The following is a 15895-nucleotide window of genomic DNA, read 5'->3' as shown; positions in this document are numbered from 1 at the left end:
CGAGGGGCTTGACGGCATGCGAACTCCCCTGTGTGGGAACGGCGTTCAGAGTCGGTCGGTGAGGGGCTGGGACGTCGCGGGTTGCGGCACGGTGGCGAGTGGGGAGCGGGTGTGGCTCGCGGCGGCCGACGGGACCGGGTGGCGGTCGGCGAGGGGGACGACCGGCGGGAGGTCGGTCTCGCCCAGCACCACGTGGCGTACGACCCGTTCGGCTGCGCGGCCGTCGTCGTAGGGGCAGAAGCGCTCGCGGAACGCGGTGCGCAGCTGGGTCGAGCGGGAGCCGCGCCAGTGGTCGGTCGCGAAGATGTCGATCAGTTCGTCCTCGCTGCGCGCGACCGCGCCCGGCGGGAAGGCGCGCAGGTCGAAGTAGGTGCCGCGGGCCGCCTCGTAGGCCTCCCAGTCGTCCGCGTGGATGACGATCGGGCGGTCGAGGTTGGCGTAGTCGAACATCAGGGACGAGTAGTCGGTGACCAGCGCGTCCGAGGCGAGGCAGAGCGACTCGACGCTGGGGTGGTCGGTGACGTCGATGATCCGGCCGGACGCGGCGGCTGCAAGCGGGCCCTCGTGCCAGTAGTGGGCGCGGGCCAGCACGACGAAGCGCGGGCCGAGGCGGCGCAGGACGCGGTCGAGGTCGAGGTGGGCGCGCTGGGTGCGGCGGTAGTCGCGGTGGGTCGGGGCGTAGAGGAGGGCGATCGCGTCCTGCGGGATGCCGAGCGACTCGCGCAGCCGGTGCACGTCGGCCGAAGTCGCCTGCTGGAACACGTCGTTGCGCGGGTAGCCGTAGGCGAGCGTCGTGTAGCTGCCCGGGTAGACCCGCTCCCAGGTCAGGGTGGTGTGGCGGTTGGGGGACAGGACGTGGTCCCACTTGTCGACGCCCTTGAGGAGCTCGCCGAAGTCCATGTCCCGTGCTGCCGCCGGGCGTTCCTGGAGGTCGAGGCCCATGTGCTTGAGGGGGGTGCCGTGTTGGGTCTGGATCATGACCTGGCCGGGGCGCTTGACCAGTCGGCGATCGAAGTTGACGTTGTTCACCAGGTACTTGGAGCGGGCCAACGCGGTCCAGTAGGCAGCGGTGTTGGGGCGCAGTCGGCGCGTCGCGGCCGGGATCGTGTGGTGGTGCTCGGGGCGGGCGATCCACGCGGTGCGGATGTGCGGGGCGTGGGTGCGGAACGCGCTCTCCAGCGCGCCCGGGTTACAGCTGTGGCCGCGTCCCCAGTAGGCGGCGAACACCGCGCGATTCCTTAGCGGGAGCCGGAGTTGGACCCGGTAGTGGAGTTGGAGGATCGCCGCCCTGAGTGCGCGCAGCGCCTTCGCGGCGAGCTTGACCGCGCTGCGCCGCCAGCTCATCGCCGCCTGCAGGGTCCGGAACGTGCGGTGGACGCCGAAGTGCACGAGCGTGTGACGCATCCGGGTGCGCACCGGGACCGGGGTGCCGGGGATGCGGTAACGGCGGTAGTGGGCGCGGGCCTTGCGCAGGAACTCGGCGCGGGTGCCGCGCGGGAGGCGGCCCGGCTTGGTGAACACCGTCGCGAGATGGTCGACCATGCGGCGGAACAACACCGGCCGCCACTGGTCGAGTTCGGGGTGCGCGTCGACGAACGCGAAGACCCGGTCGTACTGGTCGAAGACGTCGAAGTGGCAACGGCTGGTGGTGCCGAGGATGTTGCCCTGACGGCGCTGGCGGTAGTGGACGCAGACCCGGTCGAGGGTCGCGATCGTCTCCGCCGTCATCAGGACCGGGTAGGTCCACGGGGTGTCCTCGTAGTAGCCGGGCGGGAAGGCGAAGCCCTCGCGCTCGACGAACTCCCGTCGGTACGCCTTGTTCCAGGCGACCATGATGACCCGCAGCAGCCCGGGGCGGTCCTCCAGCCGGAAGGGCGCCGGGCCCTGTTCGGTCAACTGGGCGGCGACCTTGTTGCGTTGGGCCTCGCCCGACCAGAAGGTGCGCGCGTAGTCGAAGACCAGGACGTCCGGCTCGCCGGTCTCCTTCAGGCGGTCGGCGATCGCACGCAGTGCGTCGGGCGTGAGCGTGTCGTCGCTGTCGAGGAACACGAGATAGTCACCGGTCGCCTGTTCCAGACCGGCGTTGCGGGCGCGGCCGAGGCCCTGGTTCTCCGGGAGATGGACGGCGCGCACACGGGCGTCGCGGGCCGCGAACTCGTCGATGATCGCGCCGCAGGCGTCCGGCGAGCAGTCGTCGACCGCGATCAACTCCAGATCGGGATACGACTGGGAGAGCACCGATTCCAGGCATTCGTGCAGGTACGCCTGCACCTTGTACGCGGGGACAATGACACTGAACCTGGGCAAGGGACATCCATGGGTCGGTCGGCGCGGGCGTTCTGCCCGGCAACGGCCGATGGAGTGACTTGGTTACGCCGGGTACGGCATACGGGGGATCCCCGGTGAACGGGAAAAGGCGGGCCGATGACGGCCCGCCTCCCGAAATGTGCCCCGTTCGACGCTATTTGTGGGCTATTTGACCGCGCCCGCCATCACGCCGGACACGAACTGCCGCTGGAACGCGAAGAACACGGCCAGCGGGATCACCATGGAGATGAACGCACCGGGTGCCAGCACGTCGATGTTGTTGCCGAACTGGCGTACCTGTGTCTGGAGTGCGACCGTGATCGGCTGCGTGCTGGACTTGGTGAACACCAGCGCGACCAGCATGTCGTTCCACACCCACAGGAACTGGAAGATGCCCAGGCTCGCGATCGCGGGCCCGCCCAGTGGCATCACGACCCGTGCGAACAGCCGCAGTTCACCCGCGCCGTCCAGTCGTGCCGCCTCCAGCAGTTCGCGCGGGATCTCCGCGAAGAAGTTCCGCAGCAGGAACACCGCGAACGGCAGCCCGTATCCCACATGGAAGAGGATCACCCCGAAGATGGTCCCGAACAGGCCGATCTTTCCGAAGAGTTCGGCGATCGGGATCAGCGCGACCTGCACCGGCACGACCAACAGGCTGACCACGCCAAGGAACCACCAGTCGCGGCCCGGGAACTCCATCCACGCGAACGCGTAGCCCGCGAGCGAGCCGATCACCACGACGAGGATCGTCGCCGGGACGGTGATCAGGACGGTGTTCCACAGCGAGTTGGTGATGTCGCTGTTCTCCAGCAGCGTCTTGTAGCTGTGGAGGGTGAGTTGGGACGGCTGGCTGAAGACCTTCCACCAGCCGCTCGCGTTCATGTCCTCCGGGCTGCGCAGTGAGGACAGCAGCAGCCCGAGCGTCGGCACCAGCCAGAACAGGCCGACGAGGATCAGGAACACCCGGACCAGCCCCCCGCTCGCCGCCGCCGCGAGCCGCCCACCGAGCGACTCCCGCGCCTTGACGACCTCAACTGGCCCGGTTTTACCGAGACTTCCGGCATCCGTCGTCATCGCCGCACCTCCCGCCTGAGCCGACGCACATTGAAGAGCATCACCGGGATCACCAGCAGCAGCAGGAACACCGAGATCGCGCTGGCCACACCGGGCTGGTCCTCCGAGAAGCCCTTCCGGTACAGCTCCAGGGCCAGCACGTTCGCGTCGTCCTGCGAGGAGCCCGGGGCGATGATGAAGACCAGGTCGAAGATCTTCAGCACATTGATCATCAGCGTGACGGCGACGACCGCGAGCACCGGCGCGAGCAGCGGCACCGTGACTCTCCGGAACACCTGCCACTCATTGGCGCCGTCGACCCGCGCCGCCTCCAGCAACTCCCGTGGCACACTCGCGAGTCCGGCCGCGATCAGCACCATCGCGAACCCGGCCCACATCCACACGTACGACCCGATGATGGCCGGTGTCACCAGCGACGGGCCCAGCCACTCCACTCCGTTGTACGGCGCCTTGAAGTTGCCTGCCGGGAGCCGGAGTTGGGCTCCGTCGGCCTTGGCGGGCAGCGTGAAGGTGCCGTCGCCCGCGGCCTTCGTCGAGGCGACCACCTTGCCGTCCTTGACCGCCTCGATCTTCATCCCGCCGTAGCCGAGTTCGGACGGGTCGACCCCGCCGAGCTTGCCGACGCCCTTGCCGCGGGTGAAGTCCTGCCAGGTCGTGCCGGTGATCTTCCCCGGTTCGGCCTTCGCGGCCACGGCCTTCTTCGCGCCGTCGGGCATCTGGTCGGGGGCGACGCCGACCAGCGGGAGGATGACGGTCTGGCCCGTGTGGACCGTCGTACTGGTGATGAAGCCGCCGTGGTCGGCCTTCAGCGGCGACTCGCGGCCCGGGTGGGCGTTCGGGAACGCCGACGACGAGACGAACGTGTCGTGGATGCCGACCCAGACCGCGTTGGCGATGCCCTTGTGCGGGTCCTGGTCGTAGACGAGGCGGAAGATGATGCCGGAGGCCAGCATCGAGATCGCCATCGGCATGAAGACGACCAGCTTGAACGCCGTTCCCCAGCTCACCCGTTCGGTCAGCACCGCGAAGATCAGGCCGAGGGCGGTGGCGACCGTCGGCGCGAAGATCACCCAGATGACGTTGTTCTTCAGGGCGGTGCGGATGCCGTCGTCGGTGAACAGGGCCTTGTAGTTGTCGAATCCGGCGAAACCGTCGCCGGCCTGGTTGCCGAAGCTGCGGACCAGCGAGTACCCGATCGGGTAGACCACGAGCGCGCCGAGCAGCACCAGGGCGGGCAGCAGGAACAGCACTGCCACGGTCCTGCGGGTGCCGGTCACGCTCTTGCGGTTACGGGGAGGGACGGAGGCCCCGGGGGCCTCCGCCGCTGCCGATGCCATCTCGGGCTCAGCTCCCGCTCGCGTACGCCGCCGCCGCGTCCTTCTCCAACTGCGCCTGCGTGCCCGCGATGTTCGTCGGGTTCTTCAGGAAGTCCTGGAGATCCTTCCACTCGCCCTTGCCCGGGGTCCCGCCGAAGGACTGCGGGGCCTGGTCGGACATGTCGAAGCGGAAGTCGTCACCGGCCGCGATCAGCGCCTTGGCGATCGTCCGCTGCACCGCGTTCGGGTACGCCGAGTCCGGCACGTTCTTGTTCGGGGAGAGATAGCCGCCGAGCTTCGCCTGGATCGTCGCCGCGTCCGGTGAGGCGAGGAACGTCGCCAGCGCCTGGGCCGCCTTGGAGTCCTTCAGGATGACGGCCGCGTCGCCGCCCGAGACCACGGGCGAGCTGGAGCCCACCGCCGGGAACGGGAACACCTTCGCGTCGGTGCCGACCTTCGCCTTCGTCTGCTGGATGTTGACCTGCGCGAAGTCGCCCTCGTAGACCATCGCGCCCTTCGGCTGGTCGCCGCCGGTGAAGGTCTGCGTCACCGAGGCGGGGAACTCCGTCTGGAGCGCGCCGCTCTGGCCCCCCGCGATATAGGCCTTCTTGCCCCAGATCTGGGCCAGCGTGGTGAGGGCCTCCTTCACGGAGGGATCAGTCCACTTGATCTTGTGCTGAGCCAGCGCGTCGTACTTCTCCGGGCCCGCCTGCGAGAGATAGACGTTCTCGAACCAGTCCGTCAGCGGCCAGCCGTCCGCGCCGGCGACATTGAACGGCGTGACCCCGGAGTCGTAGACCGTCTGCGCGGTCTTCAGCAACTCCTGCCAGGTTTTGGGCTCCTTGGCGCCCGCGTTCTCGAAGACCTTGGCGTTGTACCAGATCAGCGACTTGTTGGCGGCCTTGTAGTACACGCCGTACTGCTTGCCGCCGACCTTGCCGATGTCCTGCCAGCCCTGCGAGTAGTTCTTCTGCAACTCCTTGAGGGCGTCGGCGCCGAGGGGCTTGGCCCACTTCTTGTCGACGGCCTGTTTGATGGCGCCGGGCTGCGGGAGCATCGCGATGTCCGGCGGCTGGCCGCCCGCGACCTTCGAGCCGAGGAAGTTGATGATCGGGTCCTGGGCGGGCACGAAGGTGACCTTGGCACCCGTGCGCTTCTCGAACTCCGCGAGGACGGTCTTGAAGTTCTTCTGCTCGTCACCGGTCCACACGGCGGCCACTTCGAGGGTCGCGCCGTTCAGTTTGGGCAGGGTGACCGTGCCGGTGCTCTCCGAAGGGGTGCTGGATTTGCCGTCGTCGCTCTTGTCGCCGCCGCCTCCACAGGCGGCGAGCGAGAGCGTCAGTGCCCCCGCGGCGACAACTGCCGCTGTACGTACGGTGGTGCGTGTCCGGTGGGTGCTGCTCGTGCTGCGCATCACTGCCCCGTTCTTCGTTCCTCGTCGAACGCTCGAACGCTTCCGTGCGCACTGGTCTACGCCCGGTACTTGAACGCGGCAAGATGGCGTCCGCTGTCAAGTACGCGATCGTGATTGGGTCGTGACGTGGGGTTGTGTGGGCAGCCTGTGAACGATCAGAGGAGCGACGGCACCTCCGCCGCCGACACCGAGCGCGTGGCCCGCTCCAGCGCGCTGGCCAGGAGTGCCAAGTCCGTTGGCCCGTTGCCCAGTTCGCGGACCGGGCGGCGGGCCGGGGGATCGCCCATGCGCTGCCACTCCAGCGGCACGACCGTGGGCCGGAGCGTCGCCGTGCGCGGGATGCGACCCGTGACGCGACCACCCTGGAAGGGGGTCGCCCGGCCGTCCGCCAGGGTCAACCGGCCACGCCCCGGGGCGGGTTCGTCCGGACCCTGGGTCGTCGCGTCGAGGCTGACCCGGAGGGTGAGGTGCCGCGCGGGTTCGGCCTCGGCCGTACGCGCCTCTACGGCGGCGGCCGCCACCAGGTGCACCCCGAGCCGCTCGCCCTCGCGGGCCACCGCCTCCAGCGCGCGTATCACCGACCCGGCCGCGGGACGCCCGGGGGAGCCGAGCGGGGGTTTCACCAGCGCGTCCAGATCGTCGACCACCACGACAAGGCGGGGCAACGGCGGTGCCGCCTCCGTCTGTTGACGGGCCGCCGCCGACGGGCGCAGCCGGATCGTCGAACTGGTCGGGGACTCCAGATCCCCGGCCCCGGACGTACCGCGCTGCGAGATGATCCGCCCCGACACCTCGTGCCGCGAGTGCCACTCGACGAAGCCGATCCGGCCCAGCAACTCGGCCCGCCGCTTCAGCTCGGCGCTCAGCGACTGCGCGAACTCCCGCATCCGGACAGGGTCGTTGGCGGTGAGATGAGTGGTGACATGCGGTACGTCCGTGCAGACCCGCAGACCCTCACCGTGCCCGCCGCTCGCGCCGACACTGTCCCGCCCGTCCATCAGCACAATGCCCAGCCGGTCGGGCCGCTCGGCGGCGGCGAGGGACGCGACGACCGCCCGCAGCAACTCCGTACGGCCGCTGCCCGGCGGGCCCTCGATCAGCAGATGCGGTCCCTCGGCGGCGAGGTCCGCGGTGACCGGCCCGCGCGGACCGGCCCCGAGCACCGCCCAGGCCCGCCCGCCGATCGCGTCCTTGTCGTCCCCCGCGTCCGCCCAACGCGTCAGCAGGGACGCCGGGGTGGCCCGCGCCAGCCCCAACTCGTCCAGCAGCCGCGCCGATTGGGGCAACGGCGCCGACACACGCGTGTGCCGCTCGGTCGCGGGACCGTCCGCCCTGAGCGGCGCGAGCGCCCGCGCGAAGCGCTCGGCCCACGCGAGAGACACCGCGTCCACTGCGGCGATGGTGCCGTTGCCTACGGGGCCGGGGCGGGAGGGGTCGTTCTGGCCCAGGTGTGCCTGGTCGGCGTCGGACCGGCCGGGGCGTGACGGCTCTGTGCGGGGAGGTGACGCGCCTGTGCCGGGTCGGGATGCCTCCGTACCGAGTCGTGCTGCTTCGGTGCCGGTTCGCGACGCTCCCGCACCCGGTCGCGTCACCCCCGTACCGCCGGCCCGGGACGCCCCCGTACCGCCGTGCGCGACCCGCAACAGCCGCAGCGCCGTGGCGACATCACCGCTCAGCAGCGCGACCGCCCCGCACTCCCGGAACGTCGGCGCCGCCGCGCAGGCCGCCTCGTAGGTCTCCGTCACGGGGGACCCGGGCGAGGCCGCTTCCGTCTCGGCGAGGCACACGACGTGGATACCGGCCCGGGGCCCGTCATGGGCCAGCCGCGCCACCGCCTCGCGCACATCGGCCCCACCGGGGTCACCGTCCACCACGAGCACGGTGTACGGGCCCACGAAGCCGTCCGCCGAGCCGTCACCGTCGTCGGTGCGGGCCCACGCGGGACGGTGGGCGGCGCCGCGGAGGGAATCGGCGGAGGTGTCGTCGCCGGTGCCGGACGAACGGGGTCGGGTGGCACCGGACGCCGGGTCGTCGGAGCTGCCGGAGCGGTGGTGGTGGGCGTCGTCGGTGGTGTTGTACGTGGTCGGGGTGGCGGAGGTGCCCGTCGCCCCACGCTGCTGACGGTCGTCGGCCGTGTGCCGTGCGGCGGCACTCAACTGGCCTTCGGCTGAACCGTGTTGTGCGGCGAGTGAACCGTGTGGCGAGGGAAGGCCCGACCGCCCCTCCGCCGAGCCGCGCTGCGCGCCGATGCCCGGAGTACGACGGCCGGAGGTGCCGGAGGCGACGCTCGGCCGACCCGTACCGCCACAGTGCGCGTCCATGGCGTGGTCCTCAAGCCGCCGGAGCAGCTCGTCCGTCCGGGCCGTCGCCTGCTCCCGGTCGTAGGCCAGCAGCAGCCGGCAGTCCTGGCCGTGCCCGGGGCGCAGATGCGGCAGCCAGCCGAGCCACGCCCACTCGGCGGTGCGCTCGGCCACCGTACGCGCGCGGTCCGTGCTGATCAGCACGATCTCCAGGGCGTCGGGGGAGTGCAGCGCCGCGAGTTGGGCCACCACCGCGCGGGCCAGTCCCGCCAGCCGCGTGCGCGGACCGGCCAGGCCCAGCGCGCCGACCTCACGGAGCCCGGAGGTCACCGGCACCGCGGCCAGCAGCGCCGAGCCGTCCGGTGTCGCGCGGTCCGCCGTGCCGAGCCGCACCGTGAGCGCCTCGGGGTGACCCGGGGCGCGCTCCCACAGGCGGGGGCCCGGGCCCAGCGCGGTGAGCAGCAGGGCGGCCGGATCGGGCCAGGTGTCCGGCTGTTGGAGGACCACGGGCGGGGGCGGCACGCTCTCGTCGGCACCCTCCTGGTCGTAGGAGGCGTCGTACGTCGAGTCGTACGCCGACTCGGCGTCCTCGGCCGTCGAGTCGCCGCGACCGCCCGTCAGGCGCCGCGCCCACTTGCCGATGCCGCCGCGCTTGCGCACACCCTGAGGCACATCGGTGCCCCGGAGCGGGGTGCCCTTGCGTCCGCTGTGGGCGTCGACGTCGGCGTCGTCGTCGGTGAGGATGCGCGAGGTCGTCGTCCGCGCGGAGAACGCGTCGTCCGTGTCCCCGTCCTCAGGAGCCTCGCCGAACACCCCGAAGCGGCCCGCGTGGGTGTCGCCGCCGACCTGGACGGCACGGTGCTCGATGCTCGGGGCGCCGCCCTGGCCCGGGACCACGAGCGGTTCGCTGCGCGGGGCGGCCGGGGTGCCGGGGGACACGCGCACGTGGCCCTCGCCGTCGGGGGCCGTCTCCGCGCGGGCTCCCGGACCACCGGACGGGGTCAGCCGTAGCGCCGACTCGCCGATGCGGAGCAGCGTGCCCGGGGCGAAGCGCACCGGGCGGGTGCCCACGCGGGTGCCCGCCAGGGTCGTGCCGTTCGTCGAGCCCAGGTCGGCCACCGAGACGCGGCCCCCGGGGTCGACCGTCACCGCGCAGTGCAGCCGGGACACGTCCGGGTCGTCCAGCGGGACGTCGGCGTCGGCGGAGCGGCCGATGTGGATCTGGCCGCCGTGCAGGAGGTGCACCCCGCCCGCGTCCGGGCCCGCGACCACATGGAGCTGGGTCGGGGCGTCGTCCAGCTCGGGATGCGCCTCGGGCTCGGCCGGGGCGCCCAGGGACAGCACCGCGCCGTCCGTCAGCGGCGGCTCGCCGAGGGTGCAGCGCTGGGTGTCGAGGCGCTCCACGCCCGCGTACAGCACGATCGGGCCGCCGGACTCGCGGCTCCGCTCGGGCTGGGACACGGCCGCGTCGGCGGAGACCGCCGAGGCCAGCGCGGACGCCACCGCGGCCAGGGCCGTGCCGGCGGGCGCGGTGACCAGCACATCGCAACTCGCGGAGCGGCCCCGCGGCTGCGCGGGCGGCCCCAACGGGTCTACGACGGTCAGCCGGATCTGCATCGCCGTCAGCGGTCCCTTCTGCCCCGGCACGGAATATTCCCCCACCCCGCGCGAGCACATCGGCCAGTACTGCACGCATCCTCGCACCTGCCACTGACAACTCGCCCGGGGCCCGGTACCAAGTGATCTTGATTGGTCAGCTCTGTCCCCAAAAGTGCCTGACCAGTGCCGCACCGGTGATCGAGTGAGACCGGTCATGTCCGGCTTCGGTGACCATTGGGGCAACCGGGAGACCGGGGAGAGCGTCTTTCCTTCGAACATGTACGGCAACGCTTACGTAGGTAGCCCCAAGAGGGGCGGCACTACAGTGGACCGGAACACAGGCAAGCAGCAGGGAGCGCAGACGTGCGGCCGGTAGGCAGCAAGTACCTCCTGGAGGAGCCACTCGGACGCGGCGCCACGGGCACCGTCTGGCGGGCCCGCCAGCGTGAGACCGCGGGCGCCGAGGCAGCCGTACAGGGCCAGCCCGGCGAGACCGTCGCGATCAAGGTCCTCAAGGAAGAACTCGCGAACGATCCCGACATCGTGATGCGGTTCCTGCGCGAGCGGTCGGTGCTGCTGCGCCTGACCCACCCGAACATCGTCAGAGTCCGCGACCTCGTCGTGGAAGGCGATCTCCTGGCGCTCGTCATGGACCTCGTCGAGGGCCCCGACCTGCACCACTACCTGCGCGAGAACGGCCCCTTCAGCCCCGTCGGCGCAGCCCTGCTCACCGCGCAGATCGCCGACGCGCTGGCCGCCAGCCACGCCGACGGCGTCGTGCACCGCGACCTGAAGCCGGCGAACGTCCTGCTCAAGCAGGGCGGCGGCCAGATGTACCCGCTGCTCACCGACTTCGGCATCGCCCGCCTCGCCGACTCCCCGGGCCTGACCCGCACGCAGGAGTTCGTCGGCACGCCCGCGTACATCGCGCCGGAGTCCGCCGAGGGCCGCCCGCAGACCTCCGCCGTGGACATCTACGGCGCCGGCATCCTGCTGTACGAGCTGGTCACCGGCCACCCGCCGTTCTCCGGCGGCTCCGCCCTCGAAGTCCTCCACCAGCACCTGAGCGCCGAACCGCGCCGTCCCTCGACGGTCCCCGACCCCCTGTGGACGGTCATCGAGCGCTGCCTGCGCAAGAACCCGGACGAGCGGCCCAGCGCCGAGAACCTCGCCCGCGGCCTGCGCGTCGTCGCCGAGGGCGTCGGCGTACATGCGAACTCCGCGCAGATCGCCGCCGCCGAGAACGTCGGCAGGCTGCTGGCCCCCGACCCCGCGCCCGCCGCCGTACCGACCGTGCCCGGCGCCGCCGACCCGACGCAGGTCCTCTCGCACAGCGCGGGCGCCTACGACCCGAACGCGGCGACCAGCGTCCTCCCGCACACCAGCGGCCCGGTGGGCGCCGCCGACCCGACCACGGTGATGCCGAACCGCGGCGCGGCCGACCCGACGACGGTCATGCCGCAGAACCAGCCCGGGCAGTACGGCCAGCCGAACCAGGCCGGTCCATACGGCCAGCAGAACCAGCAGAACCAGTCCGGCGCCGGCCCCGAGCAGCCGCACCCCTGGCAGAACCAGCTCCGCGCCGCCCGCGACCGCAACGAACAGACCCAGTTCCAGCCCTACCTCGACCCGGCCGAGGACCCGCTGCGCCGCCGCCCCCAGCGCCCGGTCTCGCGCGCCCAGCAGCCACCGCAGCAGCCCCGCCAGGCGGCCCAGCAGCGCCCGCAGCAGCGCCCGTCCCAGCGCCAGCAGCCGCAGCAGCAGGGCGGCGGCTACGGCCATCCGCAGCAGCAACAGCCGCAGCAGTACGCCCCGCCGAGCCGCCAGCAGCCCCAGCGGCCCCCGGAGCCGGCCCGCGAGCCCCGCCAGCCGAGGCAGCGCAGCGCCAACCCGATGAAGATCCCCGGGCTCGGCTGCCTCAAGGGCTGCCTGTTCACGATCGTCCTGCTGTTCGTCGCGGGCTGGCTGGTCTGGGAGCTGACCCCGCTTCAGGACTGGATCGGCACCGGCAAGAGCTACTGGCAGGAGATCAGCGGCGTCGCCGGACAGATCAGCGGCTGGGTCAAGGACCTGAGTTCCGCGACCGGTAACTGACCCTCGACGCGACGGGCGGCCGACCCTCGACACGACCGGCAACCGACCCCCGAATCGCCCTTGTCGGACGCTGGGTTGGGGATTTGTCGACACCCAGTGGGTGATTTCCGCCTCCGCGGTGAAGGTTGGCTCATCCGACGCGTAGTTTTAGCGACACACGCGTCGGTAGGAGCAGCCTTGGCACGGAAGATCGGCAGCCGGTACACCGCCAACCAGATCCTGGGGCGGGGCAGTGCCGGCACGGTGTGGCTCGGTGAGGGGCCGGAAGGGCCCGTCGCCGTCAAGCTGCTGCGCGAGGACCTCGCGTCCGACCAGGAACTCGTCGGCCGCTTCGTGCAGGAGCGCACGGCCCTGCTCGGCCTGGAGCACCCGAACATCGTGTCCGTACGGGACCTTGTCGTCGACGGCACCGACCTCGCCCTCGTCATGGACCTGGTCCGGGGGACGGATCTGCGCACCCGCCTCGACCGGGAACGCCGGCTCTCCCCGGAGGCCGCGGTCGCGATCGTCGCCGACATCGCGGACGGACTCGCGGCGGCCCACGCGGCCGGCGTCGTCCACCGGGACGTCAAGCCCGAGAACGTCCTCCTCGACATGCAGGGCCCGCTCGGCCCCGGCGGAGCGCACCCCGCCCTGCTGACGGACTTCGGGGTCGCCAAACTTATCGACTCCCCGCGCCGCACCAGGGCCACGAAGATCATCGGCACGCCCGACTACCTCGCCCCCGAGATCGTCGAGGGCCTGCCCCCGCGCGCGGCCGTCGACATCTACGCCCTGGCGACGGTCCTGTACGAACTCCTCGCCGGTTTCACCCCGTTCGGCGGCGGCCACCCCGGTGCGGTGCTACGACGCCACGTCACCGAGACCGTCGTACCGCTGCCCGGGATCCCCGACGAACTCTGGCAGCTGATGGTGCAGTGCCTGGCGAAGGCCCCGGCCTCCCGCCTGCGCGCCTCCGAACTCGCCGCCCGCCTCCGTGAGCAACTCCCCCTGCTGGCCGGGATGCCTCCACTGGACGTCGACGAGCCGGACGCCGAGCAGGAGGAGGCGGAGCAGGAGGAGACCCCGGTGGCCACGCCTGCGCGCAGCGAGCGGGTGCGACGGGGTGCCGTACCGCTGGTGCCCGGCGCCAAGCCCGCGGACTCCAACCGGGACACTCATACGTCGATGCGGGTACCCGCGCCGGACGAGCTGGCGGGCGGTCCTCTCGGTACGGCCCGCGCCCCGCGTCCGGCGGGCGCCCCGCGTCCCGGCTCCGCCCGGCACCGGGCGGCCACGCGGCGTCGGCGGCTGACGCTGGCGGCGGCGGGGGTGGTGCTGGTGGCCGCGGTCGGGGTGGGCACGTGGGCGGCGACGTCGGGCGACTCCGGCGGGGACTCCCCGGACACGAAGAACTCGGCACCGGCTTCGCCGTAAGGGTTCTTCTCGCCCCCGCCGCCCCTACCCGACCCATCCCTGGGGGCTGCGCCCCCAGACCCCCCTTCGGCCTGAACGGCCTCGTCCTCAAACGCCGGACGGGCTGGGAGTGGCCGCCTCTTGGGTGGGCATAGGTCCGGGGGTCTGCGGGCGGAGCCCCCGGTATGCCCGCCCCGGTGCCGGGTGACCTGAGCCCCGTTCCAGGCCCGGCACTCCCCGCTTGGCGGAGCCGTTACGCTGGAGGCGTGGCAGTCGTCGATGTTTCCGAAGAGCTCAAGTCCCTCTCCTCGACCATGGAGTCGATCGAGGCCGTCCTGGACCTGGACACGCTGAGGGCAGAAGTCGTCGTCCTTGAGGAGCAGGCGGCAGCGCCCTCCCTGTGGGACGACCCGGAGGCGGCGCAGAAGGTCACCAGTAAGCTGAGTCACCTCCAGGCCGAGATCCGCAAGACCGAGGCCCTGCGCAGCCGGATCGACGACCTCTCTGTCCTCTTCGAGATGGCCGAGGAGGAGGACGACCCGGACACCCGAGCCGAGGCGGAGAACGAACTGACCGCCGTCAAGAAGGCGCTGGACGAGATGGAGGTCCGCACCCTCCTCTCCGGCGAGTACGACTCCCGCGAGGCCGTCGTCACCATCCGCGCCGAGGCCGGAGGCGTCGACGCCTCCGACTTCACCGAGAAGCTCCAGCGCATGTACCTGCGCTGGGCCGAGCGCCACGGCTACAAGACGGAGCTCTACGAGACGTCGTACGCCGAAGAGGCCGGCATCAAGTCGACCACCTTCGCCGTGCACGTGCCGTACGCCTACGGCACGCTCTCCGTCGAGCAGGGCACCCACCGGCTCGTCCGGATCTCGCCGTTCGACAACCAAGGGCGCCGCCAGACCTCGTTCGCCGGTGTCGAGATCCTCCCGGTGGTCGAGCAGACCGACCACATCGAGATCGACGAGTCCGAGCTGCGCGTGGACGTGTACCGGTCCTCCGGTCCCGGCGGCCAGGGCGTCAACACCACCGACTCCGCGGTGCGTCTGACCCACCTCCCCACCGGCATCGTCGTCTCCTGCCAGAACGAGCGCTCGCAGATCCAGAACAAGGCCAGCGCGATGAACGTGCTCCAGGCCAAGCTGCTGGAGCGCCGCCGCCAGGAGGAGCAGGCCCGGATGGACGCCCTCAAGGGCGACGGCGGCAACTCCTGGGGCAACCAGATGCGTTCGTACGTCCTGCACCCGTACCAGATGGTCAAGGACCTGCGCACGGAGTACGAGGTCGGCAACCCCGAGGCTGTGTTCAACGGCGAGATCGACGGCTTCCTGGAGGCCGGAATTCGCTGGCGCAAGCAGCAGGAGAAGTAACTCCACAAGGGATTCCCGAGTTACTTTGTCGACAAGGCAACTGCCTCCCATCGGGTGGCAGTTGCCTTTTTTGTCTCCCTCTTGAGCCTTGATGTCTGGGTTTTACATCACACTCACAGGTTCCATTCCCCAGCAAAGAACGCCTAGTTGGACATTGCGCTCGCAACGGCCTTGACGTTGCTGTGAAAACTGGGAAGGGTGAAGCGTGGCATGCGTGTCTGCGGGGCGCATGTGAACCGGGGGACTTGAGCTTTCGCCAGCCGCCACCCCCGTCGATCACGGCCCCGGACACCGACGCGCCACCCTGACGACGAGCTACTGGGGGTAGCAACCTAATGACCAAGAAGACGCGGATCCGTGTCGCGCGCATAGCGGCCGGCGCGATCATCGCCGCCGGCGCCTCGCTGACCGCCGCGGGTGCCGCATCGGCGCTCGACCTCGGTGTGACCGTGGACGACAGCGGGGTCAGCGCGAACGTCGGCTTCGGCCCTGACGACCCGTCGAGTCCTCCGGCTTCGACTCCGCCCGCGAGCCCGACCGACTCGGGCATCCCGACCGCCCCGGACAGCACGCCGCCGTCCACGCCGCCGTCCACGCCGGTCTCGACGCCGCCGAGCGACGAGCCGACCGAGCCCACCGGCAACCCCACCGAGCCGACGGACGAGCCCACCGGCACCCCGTCGGACGGCAGCACCAGTGGCTCCGGCTCCACCGGCGGCAACAACACCGACCCCGACGGCGGCTCCTCCGCCCAGGAGGCGGGCACCTCCGCGCTCACCGACACCGGGTCCGACACGACGGCCCAGGGCAGCGGCGGTGAGCTCGCCGAGACCGGTGCCGGCCAGACCGCGTTCCTGCTGATCGGCGCCGCGACGATGATCGCCGGCGGCATCGCCTTCCGCGTGCTCCCGCGTCTCGCGAGCAGCAACCGCGGCGGCACGATCGCCTGACGGTAGCCGTCCCCGTACGGACCGTACGCACGTCGTGCGACGAAGGGCCCGGAGCGTGCGCTCCGGGCCCTTC

9 protein-coding genes are annotated in these 15895 nt (G+C 71.3%); 4 read left to right on the top strand and 5 right to left on the bottom strand.

Translation table 11 applies throughout. The features are described 5' to 3' along the window. Window positions 1-45 precede the first annotated feature (45 nt). The 5 genes from OG588_RS19220 to OG588_RS19200 form a co-directional block, all read right to left on the bottom strand. The gene (locus OG588_RS19220; protein ID WP_405948371.1) at window positions 46-2307 is read right to left on the bottom strand and encodes a CDP-glycerol glycerophosphotransferase family protein; all 2262 of its coding nucleotides are present in this window, start codon (window positions 2305-2307) and stop codon (window positions 46-48) included. Window positions 2308-2472: 165 nt separating this feature from the next. Beyond that, complete coding sequence (locus OG588_RS19215) at window positions 2473-3381, bottom strand: carbohydrate ABC transporter permease (RefSeq protein WP_405948370.1); 909 nt, start codon at window positions 3379-3381, stop codon at window positions 2473-2475. Then, window positions 3378-4718 (bottom strand): carbohydrate ABC transporter permease, encoded by a 1341-nt coding sequence (locus tag OG588_RS19210; RefSeq protein WP_405948369.1) that lies wholly within the window; start codon window positions 4716-4718, stop codon window positions 3378-3380. The genes OG588_RS19215 and OG588_RS19210 overlap by 4 nt, the downstream gene beginning before the upstream one ends. Window positions 4719-4725: 7 nt before the next feature. Further along, complete coding sequence (locus OG588_RS19205; RefSeq protein ID WP_405948368.1) at window positions 4726-6111, bottom strand: ABC transporter substrate-binding protein; 1386 nt, start codon at window positions 6109-6111, stop codon at window positions 4726-4728. A gap of 155 nt (window positions 6112-6266) precedes the next feature. Further along, window positions 6267-10028, bottom strand: a complete 3762-nt coding sequence (locus OG588_RS19200) for an FHA domain-containing protein (RefSeq protein ID WP_405953160.1) — start codon at window positions 10026-10028, stop codon at window positions 6267-6269. Window positions 10029-10373: 345 nt separating this feature from the next. Here OG588_RS19200 and OG588_RS19195 point away from each other — a divergent pair, with 345 nt between their 5' ends. The 4 genes from OG588_RS19195 to OG588_RS19180 all read left to right on the top strand — a co-directional run bounded on the left by OG588_RS19195 (window position 10374) and on the right by OG588_RS19180 (window position 15822). Further along, a complete protein-coding gene (locus OG588_RS19195; RefSeq protein ID WP_405948367.1) occupies window positions 10374-12104 on the top strand; it encodes a serine/threonine-protein kinase in 1731 nt (576 codons plus the stop codon). Between the two features lie 177 nt (window positions 12105-12281). Further along, window positions 12282-13520 (top strand): serine/threonine-protein kinase, encoded by a 1239-nt coding sequence (locus OG588_RS19190; RefSeq protein ID WP_405948366.1) that lies wholly within the window; start codon window positions 12282-12284, stop codon window positions 13518-13520. Window positions 13521-13765: 245 nt separating this feature from the next. Further along, window positions 13766-14872 (top strand): peptide chain release factor 2, encoded by a 1107-nt coding sequence (prfB, locus tag OG588_RS19185; protein WP_405948365.1) that lies wholly within the window; start codon window positions 13766-13768, stop codon window positions 14870-14872. Window positions 14873-15207: 335 nt separating this feature from the next. After that, window positions 15208-15822 carry a hypothetical protein gene (locus OG588_RS19180; protein WP_405948364.1) on the top strand — a complete coding sequence of 205 codons (615 nt, stop codon included), beginning with the start codon at window positions 15208-15210 and terminating at the stop codon, window positions 15820-15822. Window positions 15823-15895: the final 73 nt, after the last annotated feature.

It is taken from the genome of Streptomyces prunicolor (genome assembly GCF_045162825.1).
GTDB classification, from domain to species: Bacteria; Actinomycetota; Actinomycetes; order Streptomycetales; family Streptomycetaceae; genus Streptomyces; species Streptomyces prunicolor.
The sequence above is the reverse complement of the archived record's forward strand: the minus strand, read 5'-3'. Positions and strand labels throughout refer to the sequence as shown.